This is a genomic window from Sulfuracidifex metallicus DSM 6482 = JCM 9184 (assembly GCA_032834875.1).
GTDB lineage: Archaea > Thermoproteota > Thermoprotei_A > Sulfolobales > Sulfolobaceae > Sulfuracidifex > Sulfuracidifex metallicus.
The window spans coordinates 1,707,501-1,724,182 of sequence record CP135238.1 but is presented as its reverse complement, the minus strand read 5'-3'; the positions used below and the strand labels follow the sequence as shown (position 1 = coordinate 1,724,182).

General features: G+C 39.0%; 15 protein-coding genes (1 of these 15 only partly in view). 5 read left to right on the top strand and 10 right to left on the bottom strand.

Annotated elements, in window-relative coordinates:
* Positions 1-148: 148 nt before the first annotated feature.
* The 8 genes from RQ359_RS09490 to RQ359_RS09455 form a co-directional block, all read right to left on the bottom strand.
* On the bottom strand, positions 149-1,192 hold the full coding sequence (locus RQ359_RS09490) for an aminotransferase-like domain-containing protein (RefSeq protein ID WP_457921184.1): 1,044 nt from the start codon (positions 1,190-1,192) through the stop codon (positions 149-151).
* Positions 1,176-1,493 (bottom strand): hypothetical protein, encoded by a 318-nt coding sequence (locus tag RQ359_RS09485; RefSeq protein ID WP_457921183.1) that lies wholly within the window; start codon positions 1,491-1,493, stop codon positions 1,176-1,178. The genes RQ359_RS09490 and RQ359_RS09485 overlap by 17 nt, the downstream gene beginning before the upstream one ends.
* Positions 1,494-1,501: 8 nt before the next feature.
* Positions 1,502-2,641, bottom strand: coding sequence for an APC family permease (locus tag RQ359_RS09480; protein WP_457921182.1), 1,140 nt, complete (start codon positions 2,639-2,641; stop codon positions 1,502-1,504).
* 229 nt (positions 2,642-2,870) lie between these two features.
* Positions 2,871-3,794, bottom strand: coding sequence for an Ldh family oxidoreductase (locus tag RQ359_RS09475; RefSeq protein ID WP_156016680.1), 924 nt, complete (start codon positions 3,792-3,794; stop codon positions 2,871-2,873).
* 155 nt (positions 3,795-3,949) lie between these two features.
* Positions 3,950-5,038, bottom strand: a complete 1,089-nt coding sequence (locus RQ359_RS09470; protein ID WP_156016682.1) for an NAD(P)/FAD-dependent oxidoreductase — start codon at positions 5,036-5,038, stop codon at positions 3,950-3,952.
* Positions 5,039-5,041: 3 nt separating this feature from the next.
* The gene (locus RQ359_RS09465) at positions 5,042-6,379 is read right to left on the bottom strand and encodes a bacterioferritin-associated ferredoxin (RefSeq protein ID WP_054839000.1); all 1,338 of its coding nucleotides are present in this window, start codon (positions 6,377-6,379) and stop codon (positions 5,042-5,044) included.
* Positions 6,376-8,505: a xanthine dehydrogenase family protein molybdopterin-binding subunit gene (locus tag RQ359_RS09460; protein ID WP_156016684.1), complete on the bottom strand. Its 2,130-nt coding sequence runs from the start codon at positions 8,503-8,505 to the stop codon at positions 6,376-6,378. Before RQ359_RS09460 ends, RQ359_RS09465 begins: the two co-directional genes overlap by 4 nt.
* Positions 8,506-8,993: 488 nt before the next feature.
* Positions 8,994-9,920, bottom strand: a complete 927-nt coding sequence (locus RQ359_RS09455) for a metallophosphoesterase family protein (RefSeq protein WP_457921181.1) — start codon at positions 9,918-9,920, stop codon at positions 8,994-8,996.
* A 279-nt stretch (positions 9,921-10,199) separates the two neighbouring features.
* On the opposite strand from RQ359_RS09455, the gene RQ359_RS09450 reads away from it, so the two are divergent.
* The 5 genes from RQ359_RS09450 (at position 10,200) to RQ359_RS09430 (ending at position 15,762) form a co-directional block, all read left to right on the top strand.
* Positions 10,200-10,544: a hypothetical protein gene (locus RQ359_RS09450; protein ID WP_457921180.1), complete on the top strand. Its 345-nt coding sequence runs from the start codon at positions 10,200-10,202 to the stop codon at positions 10,542-10,544.
* A gap of 327 nt (positions 10,545-10,871) precedes the next feature.
* A complete protein-coding gene (locus tag RQ359_RS09445) occupies positions 10,872-12,107 on the top strand; it encodes a dihydroorotase (RefSeq protein WP_054839146.1) in 1,236 nt (411 codons plus the stop codon).
* A gap of 383 nt (positions 12,108-12,490) precedes the next feature.
* On the top strand, positions 12,491-13,708 hold the full coding sequence (locus RQ359_RS09440; RefSeq protein ID WP_156016689.1) for an FAD-binding oxidoreductase: 1,218 nt from the start codon (positions 12,491-12,493) through the stop codon (positions 13,706-13,708).
* Positions 13,705-14,844, top strand: coding sequence for an FAD-binding oxidoreductase (locus RQ359_RS09435; RefSeq protein ID WP_054839144.1), 1,140 nt, complete (start codon positions 13,705-13,707; stop codon positions 14,842-14,844). Before RQ359_RS09440 ends, RQ359_RS09435 begins: the two co-directional genes overlap by 4 nt.
* A 204-nt stretch (positions 14,845-15,048) precedes the next feature.
* Complete coding sequence (locus RQ359_RS09430) at positions 15,049-15,762, top strand: creatininase family protein (protein WP_054839143.1); 714 nt, start codon at positions 15,049-15,051, stop codon at positions 15,760-15,762.
* Between the two features lie 203 nt (positions 15,763-15,965).
* Here RQ359_RS09430 and xth read toward each other — a convergent pair whose 3' ends face one another.
* Together xth and RQ359_RS09420 are read right to left on the bottom strand one after the other, a co-directional pair.
* Complete coding sequence (gene xth / locus RQ359_RS09425) at positions 15,966-16,514, bottom strand: exodeoxyribonuclease III (RefSeq protein WP_240900092.1); 549 nt, start codon at positions 16,512-16,514, stop codon at positions 15,966-15,968.
* A gap of 7 nt (positions 16,515-16,521) precedes the next feature.
* Positions 16,522-16,682 carry the 3' portion of a hypothetical protein gene (locus RQ359_RS09420; protein WP_457921179.1) on the bottom strand. It continues 22 nt past the right edge of the window, so the window shows 161 of its 183 coding nt (coding positions 23-183); its start codon lies beyond the right edge, outside the window; the stop codon is at positions 16,522-16,524.

The window sequence follows — 16,682 nt, the reverse complement described above, 5'->3', positions numbered from 1 at the left end:
GTAAAAACGTTTACAGTGGAATCAAGAATTATATATCAATTACTGTTTAAAAATTAATTTATTTCTATATATTAAGGATTAAATTCATTTATGAATCACTCAATTTAATATAATATTCATTTTCTTTTGAATTTTATTAAAATTGATATTAAACTTTAGAATTTTTCTTCATTTCATATATCTCTTGTGAGATTATCTCTATTCCCTTCTCTATATCGTTTGGAGTAGAATAAGAGAAACTCAGTCTTAAATATTCCTTGCCATTTCCGTCAAAGAAAAACTTAGTCCCAGGAGAGATTAATACTTTTCTGGCTAGCTTCTCTTGAAGCTGATCTGAGTCTATACCCTTAACCCTAATGAAAAAGAATAGACCTCCTTCCGGTCTAGTCCACTCAGCTTCCGGAAGGTACTTTTTTAGAGCTTCCTCCATTATAACCTTTTTCTCCTCATAAATCCTCTTAGCTCTAGAAATACCTTCCCAGAAGCTCCCATCCTTTAGTGAACCGTAAAGGAGAGATAATGAAATGGAACTATTTCCTCCATCAATTTCTTCTTTCATATCTCTGAATTTCTCTATTAAACTTGGTTTAGCTACCATTATACCTAACCGTAACCCTGAGGAAAATACTTTGCTTAAAGTTGTAATATAAATAACCCTTCCGTTTTTATCCAAGGACTTAATTGTTGGTTCCTCGGGGGTAAGAAGACCATATGCATCGTCTTCTAAAATAAAGAAATCCCTTTCTTCTGCCATTTCCAATATTCTTTTCTTATCTTCTAACTTCATATGAATCCCAGTTGGGTTTTGACCTGTAGGTATAGTATAAACTGCTTTAATTTTATCTTTAATATTAATATCATAATAAGGAATTACTGGTAGCTTTACTGGGATTACATTTCTGGATTTAAACACCCTGATAGCTCCTGCAAAGGTAGGGTACTCTAACGCTACTTTATCGCCATCGTTAAGTAAAGTATTAGAGAAAATGAATATGCCTTGAATGCTACCGGTAGTAATTAGTATTTCGTCCTTTGAAGCATCAATTCCTCTGTACTTAAGCAGCCTAATTAACTCTTCGTCTAGATCTTGGAAACTTAACGTGCGTTCAAAAGGAATTATTGGAGATGAAAATGACCTAGGAAATACCATTGGATCAGGCAAACCGCCTCCAAGATTATATATCAACTTCACCATCACCTTTTCCAGTTTTAACGGCTAAATAGAAGAACACAGCAGATACAAGGATTACAATAGGCAACGATATCATTGATGGTATTGATAGGAATGTGATGAACGTTATTACCGCACTGAAGCCTAGATACCAGAGAGCAGGAACGTAGTTTTTAGAGAATGGTAACATTGCAAGCAATGCAACTAGAATAACTGCAGTTCCAAATAGAGTCTTAGGAAATCCTACGAAGCTAAATATTAATCCTGTAACAAGGAATGAGATTAATGATAATGTTCTATTTCTACTGTCATTGGTTAGCAAGTATAAGCTTACTGGGCCGTAGAGTAAGCCAGAAGTCTTGTTGCAACTAGATATCCTATTGACTGTTCAAATGTTGCAGAAAAGAACAAAGTCAACAAAGAGAACGCACCAAAAATCGCCACTGGAAGTATGGGAATGCCTCTCTTCTGATCTACCTTGCCCAGAGCCTTAGGGAAGCTCCCTGTCTTGGTCAAAGCATAGGAATATCTAACCATATCGCCAGCGCCTATTAGCGAAGCACCTGAGGGAGATATAACACCGTCTAGAATGAAGAGTGCTCCTAGCGCAGGAACTCCTGCTATAATTGCGCTCTCAGCTAAAGGAGCACTCATCTTTCCTACTGCACCCCACCCAGAGGACAGAACAGATGAGGACAATGATCCTATGAACACCAATGGAATAAGCGTATATAATATCATTGAAAGACCGAAAGCTATCATTATTGCCTTTCCAGTATCTGCTTTAGATTCTCCAGCGTAAACCATTGCGCTTCTGAATCCTCCATAAGCGAACATTGTGAGAGCTATAGCGTATAGAAAATTAGAAAACGAAGGCGAGAAGTTAATAGTGAAATTAGAGACATGAAAATCTAGATATGCAACTGATATAACGTAAATCAATAGAATAGCCAACTTCGCGTAAGTAATTGTATTTACAGATATTGAGAGACCTCTAATCCCTAAGTAAACCAGCAAGTATATTGAAATGACTATTAAGGACTCAACTAAGTAACCATCAATGGTAGGATATCCTTTTACCATTAAGGAAGGAAATATATAAGATAAATAATTTACTGTAGCTTCAGCTTCAACTGGTATAGTGAGCAAAGTCCCTATCATATATAGCCAGCCTACGCTTGAAGCCATAACTTTACCATGAGTGATGTTAATGAACCTTATTTTGCTTCCTACTAATGGGAACATCTTTGCTAGTTTAGAGTAAACTACCACTACTGGAAGAAGCAGAATGCCTCCCACTAACCAAACAGCTGGACTTAGTGGACCTGCTAAGGACGCCGTGACGGCCGGCAATAAAAGTATACCCGAACCTATTATATTACCTAATGAAAAGGCTATCAACGATATTAAACCGGCCTCCTTTTTGAAGTTTGGATTATCCTTTATTCCGACGTTTACGTTTCCTGCCATAGAACTCTCATGTTAAAACAGTATAAAAATCTTCAAAGATAATTATCTAGATATAATTCAAGAACTTATATTATAGATTAAAAATTATCTAATACTAGATGTTAACATGTTTCAATAGTAAAACCATTTTCATTGAAACTTTGAAGCTTAAGACAAGTTAACTCCTTCTTCGCTTTAAGTTCTAGTAAAGGAATAAGGCGAAGGACTATAACATGAATGAATATTGAAACTAGAGGGAATCATAAATTTTGGTTAGTTCGTTCCACAAAGATTCCGGTATCTCAATGGTATCCTTTGGTCCTTGGGAGCCAGGCAACCTATACGAATCAGTTTCAGGAATCCTGCTAAGAATTTCCTGAAAGTTAGACTTACCCAATAAATCTTGCTTAATGGAGATCGCAAAGAAGGGATTAAAATCATTCTCCAAAGAAAAATATGACATGAGCATTTCCACTGCTAAGGCTAGGTTGAATCCCTTATATGCACCTATTGGAGTTAGAGAACCTCCTTTCAATAACTCCATTGGATCCGTTGTGGGCTTTCCCTCAGCATCTAAGAGCAAACCTTCTTCTATTGTTTCACCTTTTAGTATAGATGAAAAAATTTTACCCCAAGATGCATTGCTTAACGAAGTATCTATATAGACAGGACAATCAGGAAATGAAATGCTAATTGGATTATTACCAAGTACCCTTCTTTTCATACCAGGGAGAGACATAAGAGGAGGACTTCTAGCCATCATAATAGATACATAGCCCTTCTTTGCCATCCTGACTGTGAAAGAAGATAGCCTTCCTAGATGGGATACATTCCTACCAATAAAGACGAGAATATCACCATTCTGTTCGGCGGATTTTCTGAGAACTACTTGACCGAATGTCATCATACCGTCAATCCTCACAAGAAATCCTTGTCTATTAATTTCTGGTATTCTCTTTGGACAAATAGGAGGAATCTTTTGTCCTCCTATGTCTATCTGTTCTCCCCTTGCAGCTCTCACGTAGTAAGGTATGAGCTGTACTCCATGATCATCATGTCCCATAACGTTAGATTCAACTAATTCATCTGCCAGAATTTCAGCGTATTCCTGATACGTAAGTTTTTGAAAGATTGAATAAGTTATTTCCCTTAGTTCCTTGCTTGTGACTAACATAGGATTCACTACTCCTTCGATGGTTTAAGCTATATCAGTTTGTTTTTAAATAATGATCTGGTATAACCTTCGATTAATGAAAACTTTTAACATAGACCGTGAAAACTTGAAGGTAAATATTATAAATATTAGAAGTTTTAACCTCCACTAGATAGTTATATGACCATATTCTCGTCCAACAATCTACGCATCTGAAATCTTGAAGGAGAGAAAACGTCCAGAAACTTGTTCCTTCTGCCTAAGATTACGTCAGACATTACCTTTCCAGAGTAAGCTGAGAACATAACCCCATGTCCGCTATATCCTGCGTCTACAAATAGCCCCTCTGGCCATGAAGGGTCAAATCCCATTATATGAGAGTGGTCAGGGGTTATTTCATAATATCCGCTCCAACCTCTCAATAGTCTCACTCCGTCAAGATTCCTCACTGTCCTTCTAATAAATGATATAAAGTCGATTGCATCGATTAATGAAACGTCCATACCCGAAGCTTCCTTTGCGTAATCAGCTCCTCCAATTAGCTCCCCCTTAAGGGTTTGGGAGAAGTAAAATCCATTTCCTATCACTAATGGTTTAATTCTGAATTTAACTCCCTCAGTTATGAAAATTTCTCTCTTCTCTGGTTTTATTGGTAGAGATATCCCATTTCTACTCATGAACTCACCAGTCCATGCTCCCAGAGTTACAGCTATCACGTCGCCTTCAATTTCCCCGTTATTGGTCTTGACTCCAACTACCTTACCTCCACTGGTGAGAAATGAAAGTGCTTCGCCGCGGACTAATTTTCCTCCCATCTTAGCTATTTCAATGTATAAACCCAAAGATAGATAATCATGATGGAAGGAGCCATCTTGCGGTGCATAATAACATTTTCCTTCCTTTAGGAACGAAAACTGAGAACAGTCTATAAATTCTCCTCCCACGCCTTCAGAACGCCATAGGGAGTCTAGAAGCTTCATCCTCTCTATTTCCTCTTCGTCTAAGATCCAGAGATAACCCGTTCTACTACAGAAAGGATTCAATGGTAATTCTTGACATATTGAAAGAAGGTAAGGAATTGCCTCCTTTGCATATTCTATGTTTTGTTTGGAATTAAAATGATAACGAAATCTCCCAGCATTTCTACCACTGGATCCATGGTTAACCTCTCCCTTTTCCACTAGCGTTACATCAACGCCCTCCTTAAGAAGGTGGTATGCCAATGATAACCCGTGGCTTCCAGCTCCTAAGATTATAACTTTCATGCGTCACACCGGGTAAAGAGGAGAACGAAACGTAATGAGCGTGGTGCTACCTAACAAGCTTCCCACTACGAAAGAACATGCCTTTCCTTGACACTCACCTAAACATATGCCTGAAGTACGCTTGAGCATCTCTACAGACTTAAATCCTTTATCAACGAATTCCATTACGTCGTTCCACATGATGTCTTCGCACCTGCATGCATATCCTCCCAGACCATAATCGTAGGGGTTAGCCTCGCCCTCGTCGTGATAGTAGAAACGCAATGGAGTATCCATCAGGTATTCAGTTACGTCTTCGCTTACGCTCTTGGCAGAGATCTCAGGATCGTCAATACCCCTAGCACCTCCAACTACTCTATGTCCACACTCCATCCAACCGTTTTCGTCGTGATTAGGAATATAAACTCCCATTCCCCTGACTAAACGATATGTACAACCAACGTTTGATATACCTTCTAAACGTGGTTGTTTCAGTGGTGCGAAAACTATGGCGTCGACCAGAGCTTCTCCATCATCCCATCTAGCCTTGAGCTTTCCGAACGAATATGAAACCTTCAAGGATTTAACCTCATCCATCTCTATTCCCTCTTCGTTTTGCATTTCCCTACCTCTTTTTGAAAGAAGGATTGTTCTATGAGGAGTTAACACGCGTTTTGAACCGGACAGGACTGCAGTTCTTATAGCATCATCTCCGGAACCTAGAACCAAGACATTCTGATACTTTCCGCGAAACTTAAGATACATGTCCCTAGAGATCACTCCTGGTAGATCATTCCCCTCAAATAGAGGAGGAAGATATCTCCCACCTACGGCAAAGATGATTTCGGGATTCTGAAGGATAACTATCTTTTCCCCAATTCTGAATGCGTAACCCTCGCTAAACTTTCCCAAGAAATCACCTTCAATTATTCTATCCCTTTTATTCTTCAGTATTGACTTAACTTCGTTTATTAGAGGATCCATGGGATCAAAGAGTGTATTTGTCCGGAGATTATTTGCAATCAAAACCGATTTATCATCAAGGGAGAATAGACCAGAAATTCCTGCTCCAACAATTACCTTTTTCCAGTCCTTTTTTTCCACTTCATACTCAACACCATCAATAATCCTGTCTGGAAGGTTAGATATCCTTGATATTACCTCTATGACTGACTGATTCCTTAACCCCTTAGAGTGAATTATAGTAGAACTGAACCTAATTCCCCCTGGATTTCTAGGTTCAGGAGGAAAACAATTTTCCTCAATTTTACCTTTTACAACCACGTTTACATAAGGGAGACCCTTCTCGCAGTCAAAAGGTGCCCTCAGCCTATAATGTCTCCTGCTTCTTACGTAATTCATGTTGCTAGCCTCTCCGGATGATACGGCATAGCGTTCAACCTTCTTCCCAAACACTGGGCTAGGGCGTTTTGCACAACCGGAGTAGCTACAACTGCTCCAGCCTCACCTATTCCCTTCGAACCGGTAGGATGAGGGGAAACTCCAAACGTAAAGTGTTCCCACTTCATTCTTGGTGCTTCCATCGCTGTCGGTAACAAGTAGTCGCCAAAGTTTGAGTTAATTACCCTTCCCTCTTGTATTGTTGCCTCCTCGTAAAGTGCCTGAGATATTCCCTGCATTACTCCTCCTTGGAATTGACCCTCAGCTAGAAGCGGATTTATCACATTACCTACATCGTCTATTCCTAAGTATTCTTCTACCTTCGTCTCTCCAGTTTCCTTATCTAGCCTTAAGAGAGCCATATGAATACCGTACGGAGATGTGGGTTTATTAACAGGGTAGACCGCAGTTACGTCGAGGGAAATTCCCAGCTTATAGGCGTTCTCAGCTAATTCCTTAAATTTCAGGCTTTTCCTCTCTCCTTCCCTCTTGTCCTTGACTTCTCCGTTCTCATAAATTACGTCCTCAACGTCCAGATTCAGAGACTTAGCTCCAGCTTCCTTTAGCTTTTCCTTTAACATTCCTGCTGCCTTAATTACAGCAGAACCTCCAACTGTGACCGTCCTACTACCCCAAGTGCCTATACCGTCCTCTATTATGTTGGTATCACCCCACTGTACTTCCACCCATTCTATCGGAATTTCCAACGCGTCTGCTGCAAGCTGAGCGAAGGCTGTTCCATCTCCTTGTCCATGTGGACCCGTGCCGGATACAACCACAATCTTACCATCAGATTTGACATATATTCTTGACGTTTCCCATGGACCAAAACCCGTTATTTCAACGTACATGGCTACGCCGAGGCATAACCCTTCAGCTTCTGCCTTTCTCTTCATGGCAAAGTAATAGGGTTCGCTCTTCCTCATCAACTCGTAATAGTCTCCAGAATCATAAGTGACCCCGAACGCGTTCTCGTAAGGCGTACTCTTTATTAGGTTCCTTTTCCTAATTTCTAGCTGGTCTATCTTAAGTTCAATTGATAACTCGTTAATTATGGACTCTATGAAGTATGTTCCCTCTGGTCTTCCGGCTCCTCTATATGAAGTAGTTGGTACCAGATTTGTGTAGACTCCCAATGCGTTTACTTTAGCGTTTCTGATAAGGTAAGGACCTAGGATCATCCTAGACGTACTAAGAATGTTCCCGGATTCGTCATCGTAAGCGTCCTGATAAGGAGCCCCAAGATTTCCCACTACCTCTCCAATCAGTGCTGTAATTATCCCTTCCCTGGTAGCTCCAACCTTATAGGAGAGATGTTTATCCCTTCCATGTCCCGCGCTTATCATCTCCTCAGTTCTCGTTGGTATCCATTTGAGGGGAAATCCTACTTTGGTCGAAAGAAAACTCACTGCATATTCCTCGGGATGGGTTATTATTTTACTTCCAAATGCTCCTCCCACGTCAGGTTGTATTGCCCTTACGTCAGCCCCCAAAAAATTCACTAAGTTCCTCCTTAGGTAATGCGCAGACTGTGTGGAAGACCAAACATTAAGTTTACGACCGTCGAACCACGCCACTATCCCTCTAGTCTCCATGGGGGAAGCTATCAACCTTTGATTCTTCAGCTCGCCTTCTATGACCACAGGTGATTCCTTAAGAGTCTTCTCCGGTTCACCAGCCTCAAAGTTCTTTCTCAGTCCTACGTTACTCTCCAGACCTGAGTAGACCTTCACTTCATCCCTCATTGCCTTCAACGGATCAGTCTCATACGGTAAATCTTCATATTCTACTTCCACTTCTTCAAGGAGATCGTGAGCCTCATAAGGATCATTTGCAACTATCGCACCCAGAGGCTGTCCTACATACGTAGTCTCTTTAGACGCAATAGGAAAGTCCTTTCCAGGATTTACTATATCGCCTCCGTAAAAAGGAATGGAAGACCTTATTTTAAAGTTGGCATGAGGTCTTTCAGATCTAACAAAAACCACGTATTTCATATTGGGTAAAACGATGTCGTCTACGTAGTTGCCTCTTCCTTTTATGAAATTTAAATCCTCTATCCTTTTGACGGGTTTTCCAACGTACATATATACATATTTTTGATGTAAAGATTTAATCTCTTTTCCTTCAGTTTTAAAAAAGTTTTTAAAATGCCTCCTAAAAAATAAGCTTTATTTTAATAGTGTAAAGAAAGTTAGGAGAAGGATTTATATCTAGTCTAAAGTTAAGCTGATTAAAGTTAAAGATTTTTCACCTCAATGTTATGAACACTTCAATCAGAACTAAACTCTCTTTTCAATCTCATATAAGATTCAAAATCAACTACATGTATGTTCACATATCTATTCTTTAAGATATACATAAACAAAGTCTTGCAATAATATGCAAAAACAAATAGAAGTTAAGTGAAAGATCGTTGCTGATGAGCGTTTTTCATCAATTCTTTTACTTTATTAGTAAAGATTTTAAGATGTATTTTGTTAGAAATTAATTTAGATAATATATTACAAATTTTGCTAAACTTTTATCTATACGAAATATTTTTACTTTTTTACTTTACGTATTAATTTTCAAGTTATCCTCTTATTATATCCATTGTTTTTACCTTGTAAGTTTTCGACACTATTGCACCTTTACCTTTCACTTCCCTCTCTAGCACGAGGTAAATGGCACTAAGTATACCATCAATGTAAAAACTTCCAGGATTACCTATCCTAGTATTTCCTAACTTGTCTGTCGCTCCAGATTCATGAATGTGCCCATGAAGACCAACAATAGGTTTATAGGTTTCTATTATATCCCTAACTGCCTTCGAACCAACGTGATATCTTTTTCTATCTTTACCAATAGCCATATCAAGTTTAGTGTCGATTGGAGGAGCATGAGCGTTCAATATAATGTCTCCTTCTTTCACCTGCTTCATCATGGAGTCCAGCTTCAAGAAAAGAGTTGAGTCTGGAATTTCCCTATAACTATTGTATGGTGTAGGGTTAACATATCCTGAACTTACCAAGTTCAAATCCTCAATTTGCTTTACTTTCCCTTCGATGATTTCTATCCCAAAAGAAGAAAGAGTATCATCTATACCCAGTGGATCATCATTTCCAGTGTTCCAGAAAACTTCGATGCCGCTTCCGTCCATCTTTTCATGAAAGATCTTAACCCATTGAGATGCTTGTTTCTCTAGCTCTCGCTCTACCAACGATAACATATATTTCTTGTTAGATGTAGCTTCATGGTATTCCTCCTTAGTCATAACAAGGGGGATCTTTCCAGACTTTTTGCCGATCTCCATCAATTGGTTAACATCAACTTCATTCCCTTCCAGAGAGAGTCTACTGCTTCCCTCCATTATAACTGGGACGAAATCCTTGGAGAACAAATCTCCTCCGAAGATCAAGTAATTCGCCTTATACATCTTCGCTGCATTTAAGGATTTCCTGAATACTGTCTCTGACCCGTGTATGTCACTTACGAACAAAATCTTCGTTTGGAACGGCATAAAAGATCTTACTATAAGATAATAAAAAGCTTTTATAGAAAATAATTTAAAAGAGTTTAACTCGATCTTTTAGCATTACCTTCACTTTATGAAAACATAAACCGAGAAAAAGGGATGAAATAATAAGTTTATAGTAACCATTTTATAATAATTTTTAGAAATGAAAGATAGAAAAGAAGTTTTTATTGAACTTAACTTGGAAAATCATGACAAAGGATACGTAGATCAGAAGAGTGAATAAAGACAAAGTTTAAATATTAAAAGTAAGATAAAAAACTTATGACTAAAGAAATAGAGATAAATTATGCAAACGTCTGGTCTTTCCTTCTTAACAAAGGTGAAGCTTACGTTATTCGGGCGGAAGAGTTTCAACCAGGGGAATACATTTGTAGACATGGAACGGAAAGCGTACAATGCATAGTTGACAAGGTAATTGAAGCTAATCCTTTAGTCATGAGAGAGTACGTAAATAAGAGCGGGTTTTCCTCTTTGCAGGAATGGATGAGTAGGGCTGCGAGGGTTCACATGAGCCATGTTAGAGGAGGTCCATTTAGAAAAATGATGTCTTTAATGGACAAAAAATACTTGCTTCATCTAAAATTAATTTTAGAGAATAAAGAATAAAATATATTAAATAAGAGGGAAAAAGTTCGTTCTAGTCTTTCATGATAACTTTATTAGTATAGGTGGAAAACGTGGAATCATCATGATTGGGACTTTTATGAAATGAAATAAATGACCTCTCATTTTCAATAATCTTCTTGTTCTCGTTAAATAGAAATACAGTTTCTTCTCTTTTAGATGATATCCTGAGGTTATACTTGTCCTCACTTCCATATTAAAATTGCACCTTAACTTTTAATATTATTATAATATATTATGTGTAGAAAGAAGCTAAATTATTAATTTATTAATAATGTTTATTAATAATGCCAAACACAAGTTCTAAATGTGATAATAAGCGGAGTAAAGACTCCTACCCCGGATGGGATCACCGAGGTAGAAGTTGAAATAGAAGGAGAAAGGATAAAGAAAATAGGGAAGTCACTGTTGGGTGAAGAGAAAAAGAACTACCACGGCATGTTATTGATTCCGGGCGGGGTTGATAATCATGTACACATTTACAAGAGATACTTACGAGTACCTACCTCTGACACAGTTAAGGATAGCACGAAAGCAGCAATATATGGAGGAACAACCACTGTAATTGACTTTGCATTTGCAGATCACAGTCCTAACGTGGAAGAGAGGATTTCCCATTTCCAGGAAAGTTTGACAAATTTCTCCTTCCATATATTCGCAGACAATTGGAGTGATAACGTAGAAAAATACTCTAAGTTTTTCAATTCCGTTAAATACATGATGGTAGATTACGCTAAGCTTAAGCCATCATTGTCGGGATTGAAAAAGATATCTGAAAAACTCAACGGTTACGTTATGGTTCATGCCGAAGATCATGAGCTGATTTCCACGCTTTCCTGCGGTAAAAGGGGAAGTCCCTCGCTTCATGCGTTAGTTAGACCTGAGGAAACTGAATGGATTTCAGTCCTAAGGGCAAAACTGTTGGTGAGGCAAGGTTTAGTTGCTCACGTTAGCTCGGGATTTACGTTGGAATTAAAGGGGAATATGAAAGCTGAGACTACTCTTCATCACCTAATCCTAAGCAAGGAAGTTTACGACAGGGAGAACGCTCATAGATACGTTACTTCTCCTCCAGCTAGAGACCCTGAAGAGTTATGGAAGAGAATTAACATGATAGACATGATAGCTACTGATCATAACTGGTTTGATTCTTCAATTAAGGACTCTAATAGGGAGTTTCCAAATCTAGTTCCGGGGTTGCCTGGTGTTGAACTCAGGGTACCCATGATTATCACGGAATTCATGAGAAGAGGATTACCTCTATATAAGGCTGTGGAACTGCTCTCCGTTAATCCGGCTAAAATGAATGCTTTAGATACAGGTAAGATAGAGGAAGGATATAGGGCTGACCTTGTAATATACGATACGAACATGAAATGGAAGATAACTGCAGAAAATACTCACATGGCTGACTGGACACCGTATGAGGGATACGAGGTTATAGGAAAACCAAGGTATGTTTTCAGAAACGGTGACCTTGTCCTGGATGACGGTGAGATAAAAGAAGGAAAAGGTAAACTATTGAGGAGGACAGACATTGATTGAGGATCAGATGGTTGCGGGGATTGTTGTCGTATTAATAGGAGTGGTTTCCTTCTTACTTGTAAAGTTAGCTCTAAGGTTTAAAAACTGAAGCATTTCTTTTCAAGAGAAATACGTGGAAAGGACAACAACTCTTACCTATTCTTGCATATACAATTTAAAAAATTGAGAGTTATCTCTCATTAGTAGAATTAAAGCGTTGGTAATACGTTGTAATTTTTCTTGACTAAAATGAAACAAAACAGATTAGAAACCTCAAACTATTCAAGTTCTACCTTTTAGATTCTGTATTATGTTAAAAAGTTTTAACTAATAGCCCTAGAAAGATAAAAGATTATAATAAGTTAGACTTTAATGTTTATAAAACTTACTATCTAATTCCTTTTATGAATAACTTCTTATCAAGTAAATTAAGTAGAGAAGTAAAAGTAATAGATGATCCTAAGGTTGTAGCTGAGAAGTCAAGGGACTTCAGCCATACTTCTCCTTTCCTCCTCGAGAAAATGAAGAAACACAAGGCTGACGTTGTAGTATTACCTCAGAGTGAGGAAGACGTTTTGAAGGTGGTGGAGTTGGCATTGGAGGAGCACATACCCCTTGTCCCAAGAGCAGGCGGCAGAAACAACGTAGGTGGAGTCATACCATTGAAGGGAGGAATAATAGTTGACTTGTCTTATTTAACGTCGCTCTCAGTCGATAACAACGAAGTTATTGCTGGAGCAGGTTCTCTATTCTCTCAAGAAGGAAAGCTTCTCTTCTCTCCTAGGGTATATCCTTCCACCTTCAGTGAAGGGGCTACAGTGGGAGGTTTCTTCTCTGGAGGGTCTGGTGGAATAGGTGAATTCAAATATGGAAGGAACTGGGACCACGTTCTTGAAGTGAGAATGGTAAACCCAAGGGGGAAGATGACGACGTTGAGGGGAGGGGACGTGAAGGTTGCAGCTCATGCTGAAGGAACAACAGGCATAGTAACTAGGCTAAGACTAATGACCAGGAAAAACGATAATGATGTTCCAATAATGTTAGAGTTCGATTCCCTTAAAGAATCACTTAATTTCGTTGAATCCTTATTTGACGGTGATTATCCAATATACCACGTAACATTAAGATCTCCTCAAATGTCAAAGCTGTCAGAGAACATTACGGGTGTCTCAACAAATAAATGGAACTTGATGGTAGTATGCGAGGGAGAATGCCCTTTCCACGGAAACTTGAAGGCAGGCGCTAAAGTATGGGAAAAGAGGTTCTTGTTCTTCGGCGGGACCATCACCACTGCAATGGGCGCATATAAGAGAAGGATGTATTACATGGTGAAGGACATACCACTTGAAGAAACTTTAGAGAAGCTGACCAAGGTTTCGGAAACCGACGCAATGATAGCCGATGTTGAGTTCGATGTAGGAAGATCATCGCATCCTTTCGTTTTAACTGACTCTCCATCAACTTACAAACAAGTGGGGGAAATTCTGGGAGGGACTAATTTCGACTTGAACAGCATCAGAATAAACGATCGACTAAAGCCAGACCACTTACATAGAATTATGTGGTATAAGAGGGCTTACGACAAGGAAGACTTGTTCAACCCAGGTAAGGTGGAAATATGACATTAAACGTTGAAAGGTTGAAGATGCTGGACGTTCATTTCTCCACATCCATTGAGGATAGACTAAACTCTGTCAGAGGATTAGACAAAGAGCAAGGAAAAATACCTGATGCTATCGTTTTCCCCAGAGATGAGGATGAAGTTTTGAAGGTTGTGGAGTTGGCATTGGAGGAGCACATTCCTCTAGTTCCTAGGGGAGGAGGAGTTAGCAGTGCAGGAGGAATAGTGATGAAGAAAGGAGGTATCATGGTTGACATGAGACGAATGAAAGGAATTCAGGCTGGAAAAGGAGAGGTAATGGTAGAAGCTGGATCAGGCTATGTGTTCAACGCTAGAGTTTATCCAACCTTGTGGAAACATGCTACTGTAGGAGGGAACTTCTGCGGAGGATCATGGGGAATCGGATCAATGGAATATGGTCTAAACTGGGATCAGGTTCTTGAAGTGAGAATGGCAAACCCAAGGGGGAAGATGACGACGTTGAGGGGAGGGGACGTGAAGGTTGCAGCTCATGCTGAAGGAACAACAGGCATAGTAACTAGGCTAAGACTAATGACCAGGGAAAGCGTTCCGATAGTCTCTAAGATAATTATGTTTAATGGTTTAGAGGAAGCCATAACTTTCACGCGGAAACTATACGAGGAAGTTCCTCCTCTGTATCATATGGTACTACGATCTCCTGAAATAGCACATTTAACGTTAGGCCCAGACAAGTGGCATCTAGTTATAGCATATCAAAAAGGTAGAGACGTGGAAATTCAAGGAGAAGATGGAAAGGTAATATGGGAAAATAGGGATAAGTTCTTCGCCGGAGCTTACATGGAAAACTTCAACTATTTTGAATATTCCACATATCATCTACCTTTAGAGAGCTTCGGAGAAAGCCTTAGGAAAGCGTCGTCCATGGGAGCCATAAGTGAGGTTGAGTTCGCCAATGACTTCAAGGCTCATTTGGACTTCATGGGAACTAGTGACGTCATGGATAAAATCAGTGCGATGATGGGGAAGTCCTCCTTCGATGTAAACGATGTTTTCATAAACTCCAGACTATCTAGAGATCATATACAGAAGATAATGTGGTATAAGAGGGCTTACGACAAGGAAGACTTGTTCAACCCAGGTAAAGTTAAGTTCTAAGTGAAGATTTTCATGACTTAGAAAACTTACATTCTCGTATTAAATCGAAATAGGTGAGACCCAGATTTAATTACTATTATTTATATAAAAGCTATAATATGAGTTTGACAAGAGGCTTTTGCAAGAGAGTTGGAATAACCTAAGACTTGACGATTCATATATATGAATTTTTATAAGTAAGTGTATAAGAGATGTATTTCTTAAATGAAGCTCTTAGAAGTAACTAGAGATCAAGTAAAAGGAAAAGTAGGAGTTATAGCTATAGGAAGTGTTGAACAACACGGTCCCCATTTACCTATGGGAACTGACTCATTAATGGCAGAATGGCTTGCTTCTCAGCTGGAGTCAAGCTATCCAGAGGAGGTTATCCTTTTCCCCACTCTAACGTATGGATGCTCGTTCGAACACGGAAATCAACCCTTTATTGGAGTATCTTACATTAACATGATAAACTTCCTGACAGATCTAGCGGAGAGCACAAAGAGAGCTGGACTCTTATCGTTAATAATAGTGAATGGACATGGAGGTAATGAAAGCCTTCTTGATGTAGTAAGAAGGCAAGTAAACTTCGCCAACGATAAGTTTAAGGTATACTTGTTTTCCATGGTTGGAAGGGACAAGGGTCTATTCAACGTTATTGATATGCACGCCGGTTCAGTTGAGACCTCTAGAATGTTTTTCTTGAAACCATCTTTAGTAAGGATGGAGAAGTTGAAAGAGATAAGGGACTTCTCCGTGAAAGAAGGAGTTTTTCAGACGATAACCACTGATAAAGCTAATCCGTACGGGGTCATAAACGTAGGAGGCGATGTTCAAGTTGATCCTAAGAAAGGGGAGGAGTCCATGAGAAATGCGTACGCTGATCTAGAATCGCTATTTCTCAGAGTGAAACAGTCTTTGGCTATCAATGAAGGATAAAAAAGAGGTAAGAGAAAACTTTTAGCATACTAGAATATTTCCATGACTACAAGTTGACTTCACATACCTGCTACAATTTTATAAAGAAAAAGCGAAACATTATTGTAATTCAATACAAAAAAGTAGAGATGTGCACAAATATACATAAACGTATCAACATTTCTCTTTTCGTTTAGTTTCCACTTTTAGGTCTTTAGATTTTACTACGTTATGTCAAGCGTTACGGGAGCGTGATCTGAGCCCATTACACTTTCCAGAATATCTGCACTTGTAACTCTATCCTTTAGCTTCTCGGAAATCACGCAGTAGTCAATTCTCCAGCCTATGTTCTTCTCTCTGGCGTGAAACCGGTAAGACCACCAAGAGTAATGTCCACCTTCCTTTACGAACATCCTGTAGGTATCTACGAATCCCATTCCAAGAAAGTGATGAAACCATTCCCTTTCTTGCGGGGTAAACCCAGCATGATTTACGTTATCCTTTGGTCTAGCTATGTCTATTTCCTCATGGGCTACATTAAAGTCTCCACAAATAATGGATGGTTTAGGTAAGGAGTTAACGTATTGTTCGAAGGCTTTATTGAAGGACAGCTTAAAGTCAAGCCTCTTTAGTCCTTCTCCTGCGTTTGGGAAATATACGTTTATCACATTAAAGTCAGAGAACTCACAAGTTATCATTCTTCCTTCATCGTCGAACTCATGTATTCCCATTCCAAACTTAACCGAGAGTGGTTCTGTCTTAGTTAATGTCATAACACCACTATACCCTTTCTTCTTTTGCTGGATTAAGGAAAACCTTATACGACGAGAAGTCTAACGGAACTTGGTTAGTTTTCACTTCTTGAAACATTAGAACGTCATATTCCTGAGTCTTAATCAGATTCAGGAGCCCCTTATTTATAGCAGTTCTCAAGCTATTAA

Bases quoted from the DNA above. Each gene is read 5' to 3' on its own strand.
- RQ359_RS09460 (WP_156016684.1), bottom strand. From the start codon at position 8,505: ATGTACGTTGGAAAACCCGTCAAAAGGATAGAGGATTTAAATTTCATA.
- RQ359_RS09450 (WP_457921180.1), top strand. From the start codon at position 10,200: ATGACTAAAGAAATAGAGATAAATTATGCAAACGTCTGGTCTTTCCTT.
- RQ359_RS09435 (WP_054839144.1), top strand. From the start codon at position 13,705: ATGACATTAAACGTTGAAAGGTTGAAGATGCTGGACGTTCATTTCTCC.
- RQ359_RS09470 (WP_156016682.1), bottom strand. From the start codon at position 5,038: ATGAAAGTTATAATCTTAGGAGCTGGAAGCCACGGGTTATCATTGGCA.
- RQ359_RS09465 (WP_054839000.1), bottom strand. From the start codon at position 6,379: ATGAATTACGTAAGAAGCAGGAGACATTATAGGCTGAGGGCACCTTTT.
- RQ359_RS09480 (WP_457921182.1), bottom strand. From the start codon at position 2,641: ATGGCAGGAAACGTAAACGTCGGAATAAAGGATAATCCAAACTTCAAA.
- RQ359_RS09455 (WP_457921181.1), bottom strand. From the start codon at position 9,920: ATGCCGTTCCAAACGAAGATTTTGTTCGTAAGTGACATACACGGGTCA.
- RQ359_RS09440 (WP_156016689.1), top strand. From the start codon at position 12,491: ATGAATAACTTCTTATCAAGTAAATTAAGTAGAGAAGTAAAAGTAATA.
- RQ359_RS09430 (WP_054839143.1), top strand. From the start codon at position 15,049: ATGAAGCTCTTAGAAGTAACTAGAGATCAAGTAAAAGGAAAAGTAGGA.
- xth (WP_240900092.1), bottom strand. From the start codon at position 16,514: ATGACATTAACTAAGACAGAACCACTCTCGGTTAAGTTTGGAATGGGA.
- RQ359_RS09475 (WP_156016680.1), bottom strand. From the start codon at position 3,794: ATGTTAGTCACAAGCAAGGAACTAAGGGAAATAACTTATTCAATCTTT.